The organism is Vibrio sp. LB10LO1 (genome assembly GCF_010092875.1).
Taxonomy (GTDB): domain Bacteria; phylum Pseudomonadota; class Gammaproteobacteria; order Enterobacterales; family Vibrionaceae; genus Vibrio; species Vibrio campbellii.
In genome coordinates this window covers 270410-290537 of the sequence record NZ_JAADJW010000002.1, presented here as the reverse complement: position 1 = coordinate 290537, position 20128 = coordinate 270410, and the positions used below count along the sequence as shown (strand labels likewise).

The following is a 20128-nucleotide window of genomic DNA, read 5'->3' as shown; positions in this document are numbered from 1 at the left end:
CTCTTGCCCAGATATCGTCAGATGAAAAAGCAACTTGGTACATAACAAATTCTTTGTAAAATAACAGATGGTTAAATGAGAAAGACAAAGTAAGTGGAAGCTCCAGTTAGGAGGGCAATTGAGCATACAAGCTCAACCAAAGTTTACATTTATGAACTTACAACTAAGTGACCAAGTTTTCGAGTTTATATAATTAAAACATGATCTTATAAAGGAAAATCAACCAAAATTATGGTACGATACGCATATTTTTACACTGCATTGACAGATAGAAACAAGGTTGTTCGAAATGATAAGGTTGCATATGTTCCAATCCGGCTACGGTGATAGCTTATTGGTACGTGTATCAGAAACTGGGAAAAGAAGCGCTAATATATTAGTTGATCTAGGTTTTTGCTACAAAGATATTCTTAAAGAGATTAAGGGGATTTTAGGAAAGGAAGCAATTGATAGGTTTATCATTACTCACTTTGACTCAGACCATATCCAAGGTGCTTGCAGTTTGTTGGAAGAAAACGGTGAGTCTACTTCTCCAGTTCATTTAGAGATCGACCAAGTATGGTTGAATAGTTATCGTCATTTACAGTTTTTTGATCGTTCAGATGAAGAGATATCTACTGTGCAAAGAAAAAGACTCACTGCTTATATCTCCAGCAAAAGTAAGTCTCAATCTAAAGAAGGTAATATCAGCGCGGCTCAAGCGTCACGATTAGCGAGTCAAGTCTACAAAAACAACTATGAGTGGAACACTGATGCTGATGGTAGAGCCATATGCGTAGAAAATATAGATACAGTAACTCTTCCGAACGATATAAAGTTGACAGTACTTACACCAAATGAGACTAACTTAAGGAGACAAGAAAAGAAATTTAGAGCAGATCTTCGCAAAGTTGGATTAACACCTACTAATGATGAGATTTTCGATGATGCCTTCGAGTTGTGTATAAAAGAGTTTGAAAATCAGACCTCACCTCAAGAAAAAAATGTGTCTTACAATAGTAATCGCTTATCCATAGATACAGTGGTTGGGTACTCAGAAGGAGTTGGATATAAACAAGACGATGGTATTGGAAATGGCGGATCAATATCATTTATCTTAGAAAAAGATAGCAAGAAAGTTCTTTTTTTAGCAGATGCTTACGCTGAAGATGTAATGAGAGAGATTAGTAACTTATATAAAGATACAGAAGAATTTCCAATTTATTTTGATGCAATTAAAGTTTCTCATCATGGTAGTTTCCGTAATAACCCGCCGGATCTATTTAAAATTATAGATAGCAAGAGGTTTTTATTTTCTACAAATGGTAAGCACCCTAAACATACACATCCTGATATAGAAACAATAGCATGTATTATAAATAGAGATTTACCAAATGGAGTAGAAAAAAGGATTCTAAATTTTAATTATGATTTAGAGCATCTAAAAGATCTTGAAAATGAAGAGTTAAAAATTAGATTTAATTACGATATAGAAATCGGAACAGAGGTTGAAATATCTTGACTGATAGTTTATTAAATAAATCTACATGTAAGATTAGTTGTGGTGATGAGTCTGGCACGGGTTTTTTTATATCCCAGAACAGGATATTAACAGCGATACATGTGATAGATGAAAGTTTTGAAGAAGAAAAAGAAATAGAAGTTTCAAATTGTTACTTAGATGAAAATACACATACTGCTAAGTGCATCTATCACGATATTCATGCTCATATCGCCATTATTGAAATAAATGACACTTATCAAAACGATTATTTTTTAGAGCTTATAAATGCAGATATAATAAAAGATGAGATTATATCTATATATGGATACCCGTGCAATTTTGACGGTGAGTTAGTAGGAGAGCCACTAACTGGGAAAGTTTTGAGATATATCGAAGATAGTGAAGCTACAATTCATGACGTTAGTATTAATATTGATGGATTTGACACTAACACTGACTATAGCGGATTTTCTGGATCTCCTGTTGTAAATGGGAAAAATCAAGTACTATCATTTATTAGATTTAAAAGTGAACGATATTTAAGTGCAATTAGCATTAAAAAAGCAGCTTCTTTTCTCGGAGAAAGCGGTATTTCCGTTTCTGATGATGAACTCAAGTCATTCAGTAGTTATAAACATTTAGCATTTACTGGCTTTGAAAATTTAAAATTGGCTTGTGAAAAAAAATCCGAAAAGCCATTGAGCGTCCACACCCCATTTAATATTCTTCAGAAAAAATCGAACGATATGTTTTATCCTACCAAGATGGAGTCGTTTGAGGACATAAGAGCTTACCTAAAGAATAATCGAAACATTGATAAAGAATTATGGGTCGGTTGGACCAAGTTCCTTACATATATTCAAATATTGGAAGGTAATTTCGAAAACATTGAAGACGTCAACGTAAATATAAGTTTGGAAATTCTATTTAAAACTCTCGGATTTATAAAGAGAAAGAAAAGTAAAGATTTCAAAGTGAGTGTTGATTTTATGTTTACTGAACATGAAAGTTTCATAACAGTCGCGTCTGAAGTTTTGCAACATCAAAGAAACTCTGAAGAAACCAAAGGCTCAATTTGTACTGTGCTTAATTCAAACTCCATCGATTTTGGGATAAAAAAAATAAATACAAGAAATGTGATTAGTGACATAGGAATTCCTGATGGTTCTGGTCCCAATATTGTACGACCTAAGTCAGGAGTTGTTAGCCTTCGACAGCTAACTGATTTAGTGATTATGAGTGACAATATAGAAGATGCCAAATCAAAGTTGAAAGGAGCCATTGAAGATGCAATTAACTAATGCCGACTATATTATAGATAGTATCAAAGATATGGACAAAGAATTTTGCTTTGATAATTTGTCATGTTGGAAAAAACAAGAATTAGATTACAATATATACATATTTGTTATTCAATGTAAAAATGAGCAAGAGTTAAGTAAAGTATATTCCAATCTTAGAGATTACATAGCTTTTTACTTTCAAGGTCAGTTACTCACAAAAGATGTAGAAAGGTGGAATATTTACCAAGTCCATCTAGTAGAAAGTCAGGTAAGTAAATCGTTAGAGTTAATGATTGAACAAGACAAATACTCAACAAGAAAGATAGTTAAGTCAAATTTGGGTCAATGGCATAATAGTAATGAAATCAACACTCGTCTCTATAAAGAGCTGTTTGAATTCGATGTCAAAAAGTCCAATGTTCCTGAGATACCGCTAGAAAGTAGATTGGATGATGAAGACCTAGATACGTTAAGGTTAGTTGTGCAATTTTCAGAAGGCGAAACAAAACAAAATCTTGATCTAATGATAGAAGAACTTAATAAATGAATAAAATAAAATCAATTGAAGTTCGAGACTTTAGGGTATATGAAGGTACAGCGCGGTTCGAATTTTGCGATTCTAAAGGTATTGCGAACTTAGTGGCTATATATGCTCCAAATGGGTTTGGAAAGACTTCGTTCTTTGACGCTATAGAATGGGCTTATAGTGATAAAATCAACCGATTAGAACAAAGTGTTTTAAAAAAGGAAGTTAAGGGTGATGATTTTTCTATTAACGATAAAATCGTGTTAACAAATAGGAGTAGTTATAGAAAGAGCAAGAAATCACGCGGAAAAGTTACGATTGACACAGAAAATGGCCTATTGATTAAGGAAGTGTCTGTAAGGAAGAGAAATGGTGTTGATACAAAAGATGATTATAGAGCAGGCACTATCAGCGGATTCTATACGAAGGAGCAAATTAAAGATCTTCCAAGCACTAATATATTAACACATGACCAGATAGATAGGTTTCTAAGGCAAGAAACGCCAGAACAAAAATTTGCGGTATTGCAAGATTTTTGGCCAGAAGGTAAAAGAACTTTTAAAAAATATAAAGATATTAAAGTTTTGTTATCCCAAGTCGAAGGTAAATCCAGTGAGATCACTGCGGAAATAAATAGTTTACAGAGTCAAATCGACGAGTTGTCTTTGTCCAGTGACAGTTCCATTCTCATAGAGCAACTTATAGAATCAATCAACTCTAGGGACTATTTGGCTAGCAAATTTGAATTTTCAGATAATCGATTAGGAAAAGAACAGTATGATACCCTATTGTTTAATAGTTCTTTAAACAAGAAAAAAATCATAGAGGCTATCGAAGAAAGTAAAAGAAGAAGTAGTCAATTAGTATGGTTAAACGAAAACTTTGAAGTTTACAATAATAAAAACAATGAGATGTCCTCATTAGTTAAAGGCATTGATTTACTAAAATATCGATTAAGTTTGTTTAGAAAACTTAATCAACTTAACTCTGAGATTACAGCTGTCAATAATAACCTCAATGAGTTGCAAAAAAAACATGATGAATTCCAAATTGTCTTCAATGATATTGATGAAATTTTGAAGTCAAAAAAAGATATTGGAAGCATTAACGCAACTATCAATAATTCATACAAAAAAATCAGTTCTATCAATATCAACCTATCCTCCTATAATAAGTGGATGGACAAACTTAGTAGGTTCGTCATCGAGTGTAATGAGTCTTTATCTAAGCTTAGAAAAGATAAAGACATCATAGAACAAAACTATCTAGAGTTTTTGAAAAGAAAAAGTCAAAAAGAAAACATAGATAATAAGATCAAAAATTCAGATCTAGAAAAGAAAGAAATACTAAGTAAGATCAAAGAACTAGAGTATCTAAAGGTTACTTTTACTTCCGTTTGTTCTCAAAAGCAATGGGAACATGATGTTCTTTCTAATGATCCACTTTTCCAGACAAGTCGAAGTAAACTAGTTGAACTAAATATTACTCTAAATGATTTGCGTACTGAGTTAGAAAAGAAAAATATCGAATTCAACACTGCTGGAGAGCTCTCAGAAAATTTGGACAAAATAAAAGTTTGGGGTGAAAAATATATTGCTTCGACAAGGCAAGATAATTGTCCCCTATGTAATTCTATGTTCTCCAACTTTGAAGAGCTTTTGGCTCAGGTTACACAGAGCAAGGATGATGCACTAAAAATAACTGAAAAAAAATTAAGAATTGAAAAGATCAAGCTTGAGTCAGATGCTGTTGAGAATGATATAAGGGATACAGAAAGCTCTTTGGTCTCTATGATTCAAGAAAAAATTGAATCAGTTAATTACGAATTAGATGATTTCAACAAGCAGCTTGTTCCATTAAACAACTATAGAGTTGAACTTGAGTCTCAGATTTCACTCATAACTTCAATAATTAATGAGAAAATATCATTTTTCAAATTTTATGATTTAGATGCAAATGATATCAATGAACATACTGTTTCAATATTAAATGCTAGTATAGTTGAAAATATACATACTAATACCTCTAAAGTGGAGCGTGTAGAGAAGATATTACATAACTTGCGAGAAAAATCAGATTATAAGCATGAGTTTAAATCCAAGTACGAAAGCTTAATATCTTCAAGTCAGAACCAAAAAGATATAATTACTTTTAATGACAGTCAGAAGGAGTCTTTAAATTTAGCTAATAAATATCACCTAGATATTGATGAAGACAGTAAAGTAAGTTTAAAGTTACAAATAAATTCTATTTCGAAAGAACTAGCTGAAAGAACAAAGGAAAAAGACACACTGTCGGAAAAAATAACTTTGGTAAATGATGAGCTTGAGTCAGATGAATCAAACTTATCAGAGTCTTCAATTTTAGATACGTTGATAGATAAGGAAGCGTTTAGATCTAAATCTGATAAGTATATCTTTGATTACCTAGAGCGCTATCAACGCTGCAACCTTGAAGGCGAACCAGAAGAGGAAGTTATTTCTCAATTTATTGAAAAAGAAGGAGAAACTAAAGAGTATCTCGAAGAGAATATTAATCAATTAGATTTGTTTGAAACACATGTTGAGAGAGCTATCAACCAAAATCTACGCAGTGAGTACATTAATAAGCAGGAAGCTCTGCGCGAAAAATTGCAACCAGTAGAGGCCGCAAAGATACGCCTAAATAAGTTGATATCTTCGTGCATGACATATATGCAAGAAGGAATAGATAGTTATTTCAACAAAGAAGTAATTAACAAGATGTATCAACGTATCGAGCCTCATCCTAGCTTAACAGAAATAAATTTTATAGCAGAAATTGGTGACAGAGGCCCTAGATTACTTATATCTGCGAAAGGTGATAACGAAGAAGTTAACCCGGCTATCTATCTAAGCGCGGGACAAGTCAATGTTCTATCATTGAGTATTTTCTTAGCAAAGGCTTTCGAGCATGGTGGAGACTCTATTAGCACGATTTTCATGGATGATCCTGTGCATAATTTGAGTGACATTAATATCCTATCCTTTATTGACTTGTTGCGCAGCCTAACGTCGACTCATAACAAGCAAATAGTTTTGTCTACTCATGACGAAAAGTTTTTCAAACTAATGCAAAATAAAATTCCAGAAAAATACAATAAAAGCAGATACATAGAGTTGGCTGGTGAAGGAAAGCTCAAGCCCTTCGCTGCCGTCTGATCATTTAACAGACGGCTGTTTTTTCATTTTCATGTGAAGATCAGCCGTCTGTAAGTTACAACTTTATTTGGCCTCTACGAATAATAGCCTTTTCATAACTATTCCTTTTTAGTTTAACGATATGATCTAACTTGGACTTGAATAGGATTCTTTAATTAAGCTCCAATTGCAGACTTATCTTATTGAAATAATTGATCTTACTGACTTGCAAATACTTCAAATTCCCAGTACCCATCTTCGTCCCATTCGCCCCGCCACATTTAGAAAGCCCGTTGAGAAATCAACGGGCTTTCGTCGTTTTAGCATTTGGAAAATCACGGGATTTCTAAATCCCTAGTCGTGTACGCCCCCGGCGCTCCAGCAATGACTGTCCTCTTTTAATCTCTTCTAGATTTGCCGACCAAACTCGTACTTCTCGTTATTGTTGAAAATATCTGTACTTCCCCCTTTCTAAGCAGGCGTCAGACTTGCTATAACTAGACACAACATAACAATAAATCATGGAAGACAGACACAATGCCGATTCAATTTCATCAGCTTAATGCAAAGGAAAACACTTCTACCCTTTCTATTAATGATTGGCGGATTGAAACCGGGGAATCTTGGGGCATATTCAGCTCTGAAGGCGATATAGGTTCAATGCTTGGTGACTTGTTGTGTGGTGAGATAAAGCCTGAATCTGGTGAACTGAACATTGATGGTTACCGGATTGCTCAGGTATCTCTCTCTGAGCAACAACGACTGTTGGAACTAGAGATAGAAAAAGACGACACCGATTTTCTCGACCGTATTGACCAAGGGAGTTCCGTTTATCGCTTGATTTATGAAGCGTGTAAAGATGAAGCCCTCACGCAAGCTCTGATTGAAGACCTCGACTTATCGCATTTAGCAGAAAGCGGATTCAGAGTGCTATCAACGGGTGAAACACGACGAGTCATGCTTGCAAGAGCACTCGCGGTAAAACCCGATCTGGTGTTGTTAGACAATCCCTTTACTGGTTTAGATGTCGCGCACCGTGCGTCATTAGCAACGTATCTCCAGACACTCTCTCAATCGGTACAAATGCTGATTACGTTTTCCCGTGAATCTGACATGCCCGACTGGATAGAACGTATTGCGCTGTTCAATGGTGGCAAGCTCGATAGCACCATGGACCGACAGAGCTGGGATCAGCACCCTATCATTGCACAGATAAAAGCGCAGTCAGAAAAACAAAGCGAGGAGATGATGGCGCTGATTCGTCAGCATCAGCACTCGACGCATTTCGACAACCCTATCTTTGAGTTAAAGAACGGTAAGGTGGAATACACTGAGAAAACCATTTTCACCGATTTGAATTGGCGTATCGATAAAGGTCAACACTGGCAAGTTAAAGGCCCAAATGGCTGCGGAAAAAGCACATTACTAGGCCTTATCTTTGGTGATCATCCCCAATGTTACAGCAACGACATCCACATCTTTGGTAAAAAGCGTGGCAGTGGCGAGACCATTTGGGAAATTAAGCAGCACATTGGCATGGTGTCTTCGGCGTTACATCTCCAGTACCGCGTGAACTGCAGTGCATTAGAAGTCATTCTGTCGGGCTTTTATGACTCCATTGGACTGTATTCTCAACCAAGCAAAAAAGAAATCAACATCGCGAAAGAGTGGCTGACGATTCTCCATATGGCGCAAAACGAGAAGACCTCCTTTAAACAACTAGAGTATGGTCAACAACGTTTATTGCTGATTGCTAGAGCGATAGTGAAACAGCCTACTCTGTTGATTTTGGACGAGCCTTATCAAGGCTTAGATTACTTAGGGCGAGTTCTTGTGAAAAATACACTAGAGCTAATCGCGAAAGAAAATCTAAGCCAACTCCTCTACGTTTCCCATTATCAAGAAGATGGCTTAGACAGCATTCAAAACTATCTTGAGTTTAAGTTCGATCAAGCGTCTCAATGTTACAAGGGGCACATCGAATAAACGTCTACTCTCTATTGCCAACCACTTCGGCATAAGGGAGTGGCTTGGCATAGAAGTAACCTTGGTGAATGTTCACCCCTAACGCTTTTAAGTGGTCCGCTTGCTCTTTTGTCTCTACGCCTTCTGCAACCAACTCAACACTTAAATCGCCAGCCAGCCTGACTATGGCGTGTAATACTGACGAATTAACACTCTCAATCCCAATAGTGTCGACAAAGCACTTATCGATTTTCAAGTAATCGACCTTCATGTGCTGTAATACGGCTAAGGCGGTTTGCCCTGTACCAAAATCATCGATAAGCACTTGAATACCGTGGACTCGCAGAGCAGCGATATGTTGAATGGCGTTACTGTCTATCAACTGCCTTTCGGTAATTTCAATCCCTAATTCGACGTTGTGTTGTTTTAAAGTACGATGAATGTTCTCAATTTTTCTTATCACATGCGAATCAGACAAATAACCAGGCGGTACGTTGACGCCCAAATGTATCGACTCTTCCAATTTAACTTTTGAGAAGTCTTCGCAGGCTTTATCCAACACAAAATCGGTTAGGCTTTCTACCAACCCACTCTCTTCTGCCACAGGTACAAATTCATCCGGTGAGATAAAACCTCTCAGTTTATGCGGCCATCGAACTAATGCCTCATAACCAAAGACTTTGCCTGTTTGAGCATCCACTTGAGGTTGATAGTAGAGCTTCAATTCACGCTTTCTGATTGCTTTTTTAAGCTCAGAGACCATGTTGCGCTGTGGATCGATAAAGCGACGGACGAGGAAAATGAGGAAATAGAAAACCAATAAAATAGGAATGGAAGACAGTAAGTATGAAAAGCGTTGTTGCTCGACGTAATAGTCACTGGCCTCAATTAACCCTTCATAATCGAAACTGGTGGAGTGGTTGAGCGCAACTTCGTTCTCACCATCTTTCGTCGAATCCATTGGTGCAGACTCATCGCCAACAAAGATTGCAGTCCGCTTAAGTCTCAGGTCATTACGGTAGCCTATCGTGGCACCAAAATAGTCTCGGTCGACAATGGTGACCGCTTGATATTCTGGTTGAGCTTCACTCTTAGTGCTCAAGAACAAAACCTGATCTGGATAACCATTTACATGACCAAGTGACAAAGTCTCTGGGCGATACATTTGGATATAGTCATCTGCAGGACGGGATATCGCGCCGAGCTTTGATGAACAGATAATCTGATCGCCTTTTACAATCAGCATCTCATCGATGTTACGTTCGAACATCAAGTTTTGTTGTAACGCTTCACAGCGCTCAGGACGCAGCAATGCTGTGCGATTCTCAGTTTCAATCTGATGAAAGATCTCATCTGCTACTTGGATGTTCTTATCGAGAATATGGTCAAGGTTTCGTTGAATACTTTGATGCGCTAAGTAGAGCACTTCTGCCGCAACTAACGGTATAGGCAGAAGAAAAATAATGGCTTTTTTCAAAAGCTCTTTCTTTATCATTTAAATATTGTCTCTTCTGAATAAAATTAGGTAGCGAAAGAGTAAGTAATGCTTTTCTATCAACTACTTATTAAGGCTCATTACTAAAAAGCACGACCACACCAATCCATTGATTGAGTATGGTTAACAAAACACAAAGCAGCAAACATAACAATGACTTATTGATATGTGGCTCATTTCAGAGACGGAGTGTATCAACTTTCCTTACCCAAACGCGATCCGTTAAGAGAAATTCACACAAAATTTTCCTATAGACTCTCTATTTTCAGCACTGCTGCTCGTCTGGTTCTAACGTTTTTCGTATTGCGTAAACGCGAATGGCCTCCTATCTCAAGACAGACGCGAACCTTTGGGCTGAGACAAACAAAATATTAATAGGCCACTTTCTCACTCTATGAGAATATCCATTTCTAATTATTTTCCTTTTCTCAGCTATTAAGAATTATAGTTGTTGCCTATCCATTATCACGTTACAACACGCTCATGACGACAAACAAAGCCAACGCTAACCAAGTCAACGAAAAGGCGCTGCAGTTGCTAATGCAAGTCGCAGTTAGTCAATTCCCAGTCTCTGCGAAAACGCTCAGTGAACAACTGAATGTGCCTTTAAGTAGTCTTTACCGACACTTGAAGCTACTCAAAGAGTGGAACTTGATCGAAGAAAGCGTACACGACAAAACTTTTGTAGTTGGTCCTGCCGCCCTGCTGTTAATGCACAGCTATGAAACCGCTCAACACGGTTTGGATATGGTGGAGACCATTCTTGCTCGATTGGTTCAACAAACGGGTGAGATGGCGGCTTACATGGTGCCTTCTGGCTATCGTGCGCTTTGTGTCAGACAAAAAGAAAGTATGCAGGCGCTTCGATGCAGCTACGTCCAGGGTCAAAGTCAACCATTGCTTCGTGGCGCCTCATCTAAGGTGATGCTGGCTTTCATGCCTCAAAGCCGTTGCGAAAAAATCTTGCGTCATTTTGGGCAAGATCATCGCCTCAGCGAATGGGAACAGGAACTTAGCACCATCCGTAAGAACGGATACGCTGTTAGTACATCAGAAATCGATCCTGGTGTATCTGGCATCAGTGCCCCAGTCATGAAAGGAAGTAAATTGATTGGCGCGGTCTCGGTGATGGCTCCAGCTCACCGAGTCGAGAAGGATAAGCAGCGTATCATTTTGCATGTGTTGCAGGCAGCGAGGGCGTTGCCGCCAGAAAGGTAATTCACCATGTTGAGCTTTTTCAAACGTTACAAACTTCATCGAGCGAATAAATCAATCCATCACTACCCTTTTTCTTTTATGACGGTATGTGAGCATTTAGCCCCGATGAGCCATGGAACGTTTGAATTAGCTGATCAGAGTCTTGAGAATGCCAGTGACTGGCTTTACCAACAGCATGACCAAGGCTCTGCTGCAAACCTTGGCCACTTTTCTCATCATCAAATTGAGACCGGCGATTTTCAAGAAGCATTGAGCTTGTCTCTCTCACGTCACTCAGTACCCGTCGTTTTGTCAAATTGCACCGAGGCAATGTTATCCATGCTGCCTGTTGTGGTCAGCAACAATGACGAAGTTGGGATCATCCATATCGGTCACAAGATGAATCTTGACCCAACACTCGAACCACGCGTCGGTTCTGCATTCCATTTTGCCCTCTCGCGATACCAAAATGTCCGTTTGTTCTTTGCAGGCACAAGCGAACAAGACACAAAACAAGAAGCATGGGAATACGCAGAAGATCAAGGCTGTGACTGGGTAACAGACCGTGAGTTTACATTCCGTTTCCGAAATCATTTGAAGCAGCAAGTCGGCAACTATCTTGATCACTGTGACCAAATCATAGTGTCGATTGATTTGGCCTCACTGCTCACTAAGAATCACCTTGATGGCACACCAGCACTAGATATTCAGATGGTGCTGCGCATGATTCGCTTGTGTTTAGTATCAGGAAAAGTAAAAGCGATTCAATTAGTCGGAGACCGAGATCGCCTTGTGTATTCGAAGCAAACTAAAGCGATTCTTGAAGAGTTGTACCAAATTGCCCCCTTGATTGACCACGCGGCTTAACTTGTTTTTAAACGGATAAAGCCACAGCCTTGTTGTGGCTTTGCCTTGAACACTCCAAATCACTCTTTTTACTTACTTTCTAACAAATTATTCCACCAAAAGTGTGACGCACTTCAGCCCAAGGTATTGAACTAAGATCACATTCAAGGTCTAATGCTTACATATGAACTTGGTACAACATACGAAATAAAAAACAACCACAGTTCAATAAGTAAGCGTGATAAAAAACATTCGCTAAATCATATTCTGTGAGTCTATTACTCACTTTCGCTTGGTGCCATTAAGTTCCACTAAATTTAGGACACTTGATGATGCGCTTTTTCAGCATTTTAAGTACAGCATTACTCTTCCCAGTAATGGCAGAGGCAAAAATTTATGACCTCGCCGATATCGCCACTTTGAATGAAATCTGTGTGGGCGACACATTCAAAGTTCAGGGAACCACTTATACCTGCTCCAGTGCTATTCGTATCCCAGAAGGCGCTCATATTGAAAACTCAACTCAGCCTCAACAAACTGCGACCATCGTTGCCTATGGCAATGTCTTGCTCAAAGGGCAAAATAATATTGGCTCTGAAACAACGCCAATCAACATAAAGACAGAAGGCGCAAACCTAGAGATCGTCGTTGAAAATACAGGCCAACCGAGTCAGATAGTTGGTAATTTGACCTCACATGGTCTGCTTTCTATCGAAGATACGATTGTTTTTGGTGATATCAAGAGCTCTGGTGGCAGTATATCGCTTAAAGGGCAATCAAACTTTGTCTTCGGTGATATCCATGCCTTGAGAAAAGTTGAACTTGAGCAGACTCAGATAGAGGGCGACGTTTATGCAGGTTCTTCTAGCTCCAACATAGTAGATACTTCCCTATTAGCTAAAGACAGCGTCGTCAATGGCAACCTGACCAGCAATGGTAATATCAAGTTAGTTCAAGCAAAAGTTTGTGGTGACTTACAATCAATCGGCCAACACATCTCTTCAGAAGGTGGGCGAAACCTAATTGTTGGTAACACTAACGCATTCTCGACAGTAGACTTTAAGAATATAGATATCTTCGGAACCAAGAATTTAACGGACAGTGTTAAAGGTAATAAAGTCACCATTGATGCCATTAGTAACGTATACGCTCCGGAGTTGGCGGTAAATTCATTTCAGCAAGCCTCTCTCCAAGACACATCAATATGTGGCTTCATATACTCCGCAGTACCAGTCGCAACGGTCTCAAAAAACTATTGTGGCTTCGACGACTTAGACTGTACATATAGTAATCAGTTGCCTAAACAGTGTCCTATGCCGGATGAGATTCCGATATGTGATATTACCCCCCCAACCGATGATGACTTCGACCTTGTCGTTACACCGGCAGAGGATATGGCACTAATGTGTGGTGACGAATTGCCTCAGTTTACTGTAACCACAACCAATAATGGTGAAATGACAAGTGCTCAAGTGTTGGCTTCTCTCTCTGATCCTGACCTATTCACCCTTGAGATGGTTGAAGGAAAGCAGAAGATTGATGACAACAACTTTATCTCAAAAGATGACGGTACGCTGATAGTAAAAGTCGTTCCTAACAACATTGATGCTATCGCTCTCGATGCAAACTATACCCTCACCTTTACCATGGTGGATGACACAAACAAAATGCAGACTGTGCAGTTTATGTTTACGCCATATATGTTCGAAGCCTACGCAGAGGACCTAAGTAGACTTAAAGAAATCCACGTCATTGCTGGTAAATCACAGACCGTGGACACTCGCTTGTTGGCGTGTGCAACTACCGGTGAACAAGTCATTGCAACCAATTATGATGGCAAACCGCAAATCACTCATCCTCTGATCAAACCCGCAGGTGGCAGCGAAGGCAACTTCAGTTATTCTGCAGATTTTAAAGACGGTCTCTCGAGTCACGGCTTAATCACGAATGAATCCGGATTGTTCTCTGTAAAAATGTCCGATAGGTTCGAGTGCTCAGGCTTCGCAGAATGTCCAGATGAAGGCTCCGTATACGTTGAAGGCACATTTGATGTGAAGTCTCGACCATGGACCCTAGCTATTTGTGACGGTTCAACCGCACTGGCTTCAGGTACTTCGAAAAGTGGCCCTGGTTTTATTGCCGCTGGAGAACACTTCTCACTGACCGTTAAACCCATCATCTGGCAAAGCGGTGGCTCTGTTACCGGTGAAGTTAATACAAAGAGTTATTGCAACGCAGACGTTACTCACAACTTTATGTTAGAAGACGCGCCCGCGGCGAGCATCGTCATCAGCAGTAAACAGAAGACACCGATCGAAACCGCAAACCAATCTGAGAAGTTGCTGGAAAGTACCTTGTCACTCACTCGTAGCCATACTGAGAGTGAGAACTCTCAATACACCTTCTCCGGCTTGTACTGGGAAGAAGTTGGCAGCCTAAAGATCAAAGCCAGTTTAAGTGGCCAGTACCTTGATATGACGGTTAACACTGGCTTTCGAAATGTGGGTCGTTTCTACGCCAAATACTTTAAGGTGAGGGAAGCGGAATGGAAGTACCCGACGAAGCAAAACTTCATCTACATGAATCAACCATTTGAGGAGGTACGTTATGACGTGGTTGCCCTCAATGCGGAAAAACAAGACATCGAGAATTACGTCTATTTCAATGCCAGCCTCCGAGAACATTTCCATTTGGGTGAATTGAGTGACTACGTCGATCGCTTCATTCCACCAGCAGCGCACTCGGTTGAGTGGAACTTGGTGGGCGACGCAAGTGTCGGCACGTTCACAATCAAAAAAGCCAGTGGTAATGCAACTTGCGATAATAGCCCGTGTTGGGAGAAGGACGAGACGAATGGTCAGTATCCAGATGGTCCATTCAACAAAGACTCCAATTCAACACAGAGTGAAATCGGCCTAACTCACACAAATGTCGTCGACGAAATACACTTCTTTGATGACCGACATATCTTAGAACAGCAACCGGATATCCGCTTTGGTAGGCTCAACTTCAAAGACGTTGGTGGCAACCAAGGCATGACAATTAAAGTACCTCTGGATGTCGAAGTCTGGCAAAACGGCCGCTTTGCGACCAACTTTGAGGATAACGCGACCAAAGCAAATGGTGAGCATCATACTCGTACGCCAATTTGGTCCAACTCGGCCCCTAACAACACTTTGTTATCTGGCGAAGGTTCGATAATCGCTGGCAGAACCTATGGCATTGTTGCCAGCCAAGTCGACTCAGCACGAGAGCAAGTTCGCTTCCATTTGGATTTGAGCAGTGCGGGGAATAACTTACCTTGGCTTAAGTACAACTGGGATAAGAGTGACGCAGACGAAGACAACCCACCAACAGTAGTAACCTTTGGCATCCATCGTGGTAATGACCGCATTATTTACCGCGGAGAGCCGAATTTTATTGGGATGAATTAGAACCTTCGCCGCACAAAAAAACGCCCCTCACGTGAGGGGCGTTTTATATTTTGTTCAATTATTTAGAAGAGCGACGCGCTTTCAAGCGTTTTACCATGGCTAAGCGACGCTCTGCAGAACCTTGGTCTGTTGCCGATTGGTTCGGGTTGTTACGACGGCCTTGGCGGTTCTTGAATGCAGGCTTTGAGTTTAGCTTCTCAATGTAAGATTCACGCTGTTTTGGCTCGTAACCAGCTAGCTCGATACGACGAATGCGTTGCTGGATTAGGTTTTCAACCTGCACCACTGTTAGCTCTTCTTCGCGGTTAACAAACGATACAGCGTGACCTTGTTTACCAGCACGACCTGTACGACCGATGCGGTGAACGTAGTCTTCTGCTAGGAATGGCATATCGTAGTTCACTACGTGTGGTAGATCTTCAATATCCAGACCTCGAGCGGCGACATCTGTTGCAACCATTACACGAGCTTTGCCTGTTTTGAATTCTTCTAACGCACGACGACGAGCGCTTTGTGCACGGTCACCATGACACACAACGGCTTTGATGCCATCTAGCTTAAGCTCTTTCACAACATCGTTCGCAGTTTCTTTGTAGTTTACGAACACCAAGACTTGCTTCCAGTTCTTACGGCCGATTAGCTCAGAAAGAAGCTCTGTCTTGCGCTCTTGATCCACTGGGTAAAGTACGTGAGCAATAGTTTGTGCCGTTGTGTTTGCACGTTCTACTTCGATGCGCTTTGGCTTACGAAGGATGTCTTTCGCCAATAGGTTCAGCTGGCTTGATGTTGTTGCTGAGAACATCATGATTTGAGGGTCTGTATCCACATCCATCATGATTTTACGTACAGCATGGATAAAGCCCATATCAAGAATACGGTCCGCTTCATCAAACACAAGAAACTCGATGTTCGCGACTGATACGTTACCTTGCTCGATGTGCTCTTCTAGGCGACCAGGCGTCGCAACAAGAATATCCACACCACCTTCTAGCGCTGTCACCTGAGAAGACATCTTACGGCCACCAAAGATCGCCGCAACCGATAGGTCTGTGTATTTAGTGTATGCTTTGATATTGTCCGCGATTTGCTCTGCTAGCTCACGAGTAGGCGCCATGATCAGTGCACGTGCCGTTTTGCGAGATGCGCTGCGACCGGATTCCAATAACTGTTGAATCATAGGCAAAGAGAACGCGGCAGTTTTACCCGTACCCGTTTGTGCCGTTGCAAAAATATCATGACCTTTACGGGCCATTGGAATCGCCTTCTGTTGAATTGGCGTTAACTTCTCATAACCGCATTCTGCCAGAGCTTTAACCACTTCTGGCGCAAAACCTTGAGATGAAAATGACATTGAGCGTATTCCTTAAACAAATCACTAAATAGCTATAAAAATTTTAGCGGTGCACTATACCCGAATTCCAGTGATTTATCTCACTTTTCTCATGCGTTAGCGTAAAAACTCATGGAATTACGCACCACTCGATTCCGCATTCTTAATTTTATGCGTGCTTTTCCCTTATTGGATGAAGAAATACTGGTTTTTTCCCGACTTCTTCGCTTCATACATCGCCATATCCGCTTGATGCATTAATTCATCCAAAGTGCAGTTTGTCTCTTTCGCATAGCAACCACCAATTGAGGTCGTGACTTGATGGTACACATCAGGGCGAACCTCGATCGGGTCTTGAATCAATTGAATCAAAGACGACGCGAAATGTTCTGGATCTTGCATATGTTCTTGACTGCTCAACAGAATAGCGAACTCATCGCCCCCTAAGCGAGCAAGAAGCGCTTTACTGCCAAACACTCGCTGCATCACGGACGCGACGTGTTGAAGGGTCTTATCGCCCGCCGCATGGCCGTACTCATCATTGATAAACTTGAAGCTATCAAGGTCAAGGTATATCAAGCACACCTCTCTACCCGCTTTCAAACATTGGGCTAAAACCTCCGATGCTTGGCTTTGAAAAGCGGCTCGGTTAACCAAACCAGTCAGGCTGTCATGATGCGCTAAATAGTAAATGCGTTGGTTGTCCGAAAACGCGCGAAGCTGAAAGCGTGCGATGAAATAAGCCAGAACAATGCTCAGCACCACACCCACTTGCATTAACCACTTACGTTCATACTGCGAGTTACAGATCTGTTTTCTCTTACTAAAATCGACGTAAGAAACCAACTTCCAAGCTGTCGAACTGTTTTCACTCACATGGTAATCCTGAAAACAGTATGGGTTGATGCGATCCACTGCCCCAACCGATTCAATCGTTATAATGCCCTCATCCGTTTCAATTTGTCCGGATAGCGTATTTCGAATTTGATCGGCTAACTCTGGGTAATCAGCGTAAATGGTTTCGCCTTGTCGATCGTCGTACATGAACGCAAACTCAGCCTCGCGGTGCTCTTTATTGAACAGATAGAAACCATCTCGATTGAGTAGCATGTAGTTCGTGCCCCTATCAAGGTTGAACAATTGCATGCCTTCCATAAGATACTTCGCCAGGTAGTTCACCACCACGATACCGCGTTTATTGCCACTTTCATCTAGCACGGGCGTTGCTAGCCGGATCATCGGCTTAACGGGCACTTCAATCTGCCCGTGTTCCATATTCAAATCCAGAGGCGAAACATAAATCCTGCGACAACCGAGTTGAAGCGCTTCTGAGAAATAGTAACGATGACGTTTGTTTTGAAGTTGTCCTTCAGAGACGACTTGGGATTGGCCATGATTAAAGTTGATTCGCACAACTTCATTGCCTTCCAAATCAATGTAGCGCAACTGGTCGTAAACTTCTTTTCGTTGGCTTACTGCTTCTAGAATCGAGCTTAAACGAGAAAGCTGTGCACTGCGCTGCTCATCCAAAGGAAGATCGGTAATCTCATAAACTCGCTTTGCGGACATAATGTCAGCCAACAATGCAGTCTCGCGGACAACCGAACTCATCACCCACTCGATGTATTGCTTCTTGCCCTGTAACAACGCTTTTTGTTGCACACGAATGTTGCTCTTTTCCGCTTCTTCAGACGCAGACGTATCGTAGTGAATGATGGCACCAAACACCGCAACGAGCAGGAAGAAGATCACAACAAAACGCAGGCAGAAGAACTTAAGTTTTGAGAAGGTTACGGCAGGATTCAAGCGCTCTCCGGTTTCTTATGCAGTAAGAAAACCAGTGATTATAGTGACACACATCACATACAGATAGATTTATGACGATGATAGTTTTCTATCGTCTCAATAATGAAAAGCAATCAAAAAGGCCCGAGCATTTGCTCAGGCCTTGTTCAATCTTAGTGGGCGTCTATTCTGAGATACCACAAAGCTTAAGTAGAATCGCTTCCAACTGATCCCAAGGCATCAACTGAGAATCAATCACCTCAAGGCGTGATTCGAAGCCCTGCAGGCTCATTTCATTGACTGAAACCACACCATTAGCAACGTTAAACGCGTAGCAACCTTGGTCAGTGTTCATCACCGCTTTGACACGTTCAGCCGTTAGCTCAGACAGCATAGAGAACAGTTGATCAAAGTTGAACGAGTATTCCGCGCCAAACAACCAACCGCAGCTGAAGTAGCCCTGTCCTTTATTCTCTTTACGGATAAACGCTTCACCCGGTGGCAGTTGGAATTGAGGCTCTTGGTGAGCGTGATCATGATGATGCGCTTCAATATGAGAAGAGGCACTGCCGTGCACACGCTCAATGTCCAACACTTCAATTGGCAAGTCACCGTCGTGAATCAGCTTGCTGAACACTTTCGAAGGCGTTTGATCAGTCACCCAGTCGTTGAACACATCGATATCGTGGCTTGTACACAGGTCAACTTTGCTTCCGATGACCACATCTGCGCTATCAAGCTGGTCGACAAAGTTTTTATTAGAAAGATACTTCTCGTTACTTAGGTTACGCGGGTCCACAAGCGCAATCGTTGCTTTAAGATCCACGTACGGCTGGTACTGCTCAGAGGTTAGTGTCGCAACCACTTGCTTTGGATGGCCCAAGCCCGTTGGTTCAATAAGAAGACGATCTGGGTTCTGGCGCAACAAAGCCGTGATACCAACAGACATAGGTACGCCTGCCGTGCAGCACATGCAGCCACCCGGTACTTCTTTGATCATCGCACCTTGGTCAGTCATCATCGCACCATCGATACCTATCTCACCAAACTCGTTCACCAACACCGCCCAGTTTTCATTTTCTGGTTTGTTTTTCAGTAAGTTCAGGATTGTCGTGGTTTTACCGACGCCAAGAAATCCCGTCAGTATATTAGTAGGTACTCGATGTGACATGCTCTTCTCCGACAAGCTTGTGCTTTAATGCTTGTCCAAAGTATACGGAGAATGTGACATGCTTCAATGCTTTTTATCGCGAGGGTCTAAGCCTTTATGCAGCGCTTCTGCTTTTGTCTGTTGAGCTTGTTGGTAATAACCTAACGCATCGGCATTTGTGACACCAGAAAGGTGCATGCTGGTGTGAATCACACAAGTAAAGAACGCGACAATCGCTACAAGGATAGGAAGCAGTCCGAGGGTGTTTTCAAATTTTAAAGCGGCAATAGCCAAAGCGAAAACAACCGCAGAGGAAAGCGCAATGATCTTACTTCTATTGCTTTTCATGATAGTTCGCCTTATTTGAACGAGAGATCAAAGTGAGTCAGTATTACTTCTCCACTTCACGCCCCAATGCTACTCCTTTTATACTCCACAAAATTTGAGCGACTTAACAGATACAAAAACACCGAGCT

The 20128-nt window shown here is 40.9% G+C and carries 13 protein-coding genes; 8 read left to right on the top strand and 5 right to left on the bottom strand.

The features are described 5' to 3' along the window. Positions 1 to 304 precede the first annotated feature (304 nt). The 5 genes from GXP65_RS02760 (at position 305) to modF (ending at position 8436) form a co-directional block, all read left to right on the top strand. Positions 305 to 1501: a hypothetical protein gene (locus GXP65_RS02760; protein WP_162091925.1), complete on the top strand. Its 1197-nt coding sequence runs from the start codon at positions 305 to 307 to the stop codon at positions 1499 to 1501. Further along, positions 1498 to 2784, top strand: coding sequence for a trypsin-like peptidase domain-containing protein (locus GXP65_RS02755; protein ID WP_162091924.1), 1287 nt, complete (start codon positions 1498 to 1500; stop codon positions 2782 to 2784). The genes GXP65_RS02760 and GXP65_RS02755 overlap by 4 nt, the downstream gene beginning before the upstream one ends. After that, positions 2771 to 3313 (top strand): ABC-three component system middle component 1, encoded by a 543-nt coding sequence (locus GXP65_RS02750; protein WP_162091923.1) that lies wholly within the window; start codon positions 2771 to 2773, stop codon positions 3311 to 3313. The genes GXP65_RS02755 and GXP65_RS02750 overlap by 14 nt, the downstream gene beginning before the upstream one ends. Beyond that, positions 3310 to 6471: an AAA family ATPase gene (locus GXP65_RS02745; RefSeq protein ID WP_162091922.1), complete on the top strand. Its 3162-nt coding sequence runs from the start codon at positions 3310 to 3312 to the stop codon at positions 6469 to 6471. The genes GXP65_RS02750 and GXP65_RS02745 overlap by 4 nt, the downstream gene beginning before the upstream one ends. A gap of 516 nt (positions 6472 to 6987) precedes the next feature. Next, entirely contained in the window at positions 6988 to 8436 is a 1449-nt protein-coding gene (gene modF / locus GXP65_RS02740; protein ID WP_162091921.1) for a molybdate ABC transporter ATP-binding protein ModF, read from the top strand. A gap of 4 nt (positions 8437 to 8440) precedes the next feature. On the opposite strand, the gene GXP65_RS02735 is transcribed toward modF, so the two are convergent. Beyond that, on the bottom strand, positions 8441 to 9910 hold the full coding sequence (locus tag GXP65_RS02735; protein WP_162091920.1) for an EAL domain-containing protein: 1470 nt from the start codon (positions 9908 to 9910) through the stop codon (positions 8441 to 8443). Between the two features lie 483 nt (positions 9911 to 10393). On the opposite strand from GXP65_RS02735, the gene GXP65_RS02730 reads away from it, so the two are divergent. The 3 genes from GXP65_RS02730 to GXP65_RS02720 all read left to right on the top strand — a co-directional run bounded on the left by GXP65_RS02730 (position 10394) and on the right by GXP65_RS02720 (position 15387). After that, positions 10394 to 11128, top strand: coding sequence for an IclR family transcriptional regulator (locus GXP65_RS02730; RefSeq protein WP_005442559.1), 735 nt, complete (start codon positions 10394 to 10396; stop codon positions 11126 to 11128). Between the two features lie 6 nt (positions 11129 to 11134). After that, a complete protein-coding gene (locus GXP65_RS02725; protein ID WP_051117386.1) occupies positions 11135 to 11974 on the top strand; it encodes an arginase in 840 nt (279 codons plus the stop codon). Positions 11975 to 12282: 308 nt separating this feature from the next. Beyond that, positions 12283 to 15387, top strand: a complete 3105-nt coding sequence (locus tag GXP65_RS02720; protein WP_162860244.1) for a polymer-forming cytoskeletal protein — start codon at positions 12283 to 12285, stop codon at positions 15385 to 15387. A gap of 58 nt (positions 15388 to 15445) precedes the next feature. Here the strand turns inward: GXP65_RS02720 and GXP65_RS02715 are convergent, their stop codons facing one another. From GXP65_RS02715 to GXP65_RS02700, 4 genes are all read right to left on the bottom strand, one after another. Continuing rightward, positions 15446 to 16738, bottom strand: a complete 1293-nt coding sequence (locus tag GXP65_RS02715) for a DEAD/DEAH box helicase (protein ID WP_005433606.1) — start codon at positions 16736 to 16738, stop codon at positions 15446 to 15448. Between the two features lie 165 nt (positions 16739 to 16903). Then, on the bottom strand, positions 16904 to 18523 hold the full coding sequence (locus GXP65_RS02710) for a sensor domain-containing diguanylate cyclase (RefSeq protein WP_162091919.1): 1620 nt from the start codon (positions 18521 to 18523) through the stop codon (positions 16904 to 16906). Between the two features lie 163 nt (positions 18524 to 18686). Then, entirely contained in the window at positions 18687 to 19673 is a 987-nt protein-coding gene (locus tag GXP65_RS02705; protein WP_005433589.1) for a GTP-binding protein, read from the bottom strand. A 63-nt stretch (positions 19674 to 19736) separates the two neighbouring features. Next, positions 19737 to 20000, bottom strand: a complete 264-nt coding sequence (locus GXP65_RS02700; RefSeq protein WP_162091918.1) for a hypothetical protein — start codon at positions 19998 to 20000, stop codon at positions 19737 to 19739. Positions 20001 to 20128: the final 128 nt, after the last annotated feature.

Coding starts and splice junctions, on each gene's coding strand:
- GXP65_RS02760 (WP_162091925.1), top strand. CDS start 305: ATGTTCCAATCCGGCTACGGTGATAGCTTATTGGTACGTGTATCAGAA.
- GXP65_RS02750 (WP_162091923.1), top strand. CDS start 2,771: ATGCAATTAACTAATGCCGACTATATTATAGATAGTATCAAAGATATG.
- GXP65_RS02745 (WP_162091922.1), top strand. CDS start 3,310: ATGAATAAAATAAAATCAATTGAAGTTCGAGACTTTAGGGTATATGAA.
- modF (WP_162091921.1), top strand. CDS start 6,988: ATGCCGATTCAATTTCATCAGCTTAATGCAAAGGAAAACACTTCTACC.
- GXP65_RS02735 (WP_162091920.1), bottom strand. CDS start 9,910: ATGATAAAGAAAGAGCTTTTGAAAAAAGCCATTATTTTTCTTCTGCCT.
- GXP65_RS02730 (WP_005442559.1), top strand. CDS start 10,394: ATGACGACAAACAAAGCCAACGCTAACCAAGTCAACGAAAAGGCGCTG.
- GXP65_RS02725 (WP_051117386.1), top strand. CDS start 11,135: ATGTTGAGCTTTTTCAAACGTTACAAACTTCATCGAGCGAATAAATCA.
- GXP65_RS02720 (WP_162860244.1), top strand. CDS start 12,283: ATGATGCGCTTTTTCAGCATTTTAAGTACAGCATTACTCTTCCCAGTA.
- GXP65_RS02715 (WP_005433606.1), bottom strand. CDS start 16,738: ATGTCATTTTCATCTCAAGGTTTTGCGCCAGAAGTGGTTAAAGCTCTG.
- GXP65_RS02705 (WP_005433589.1), bottom strand. CDS start 19,673: ATGTCACATCGAGTACCTACTAATATACTGACGGGATTTCTTGGCGTC.
- GXP65_RS02700 (WP_162091918.1), bottom strand. CDS start 20,000: ATGAAAAGCAATAGAAGTAAGATCATTGCGCTTTCCTCTGCGGTTGTT.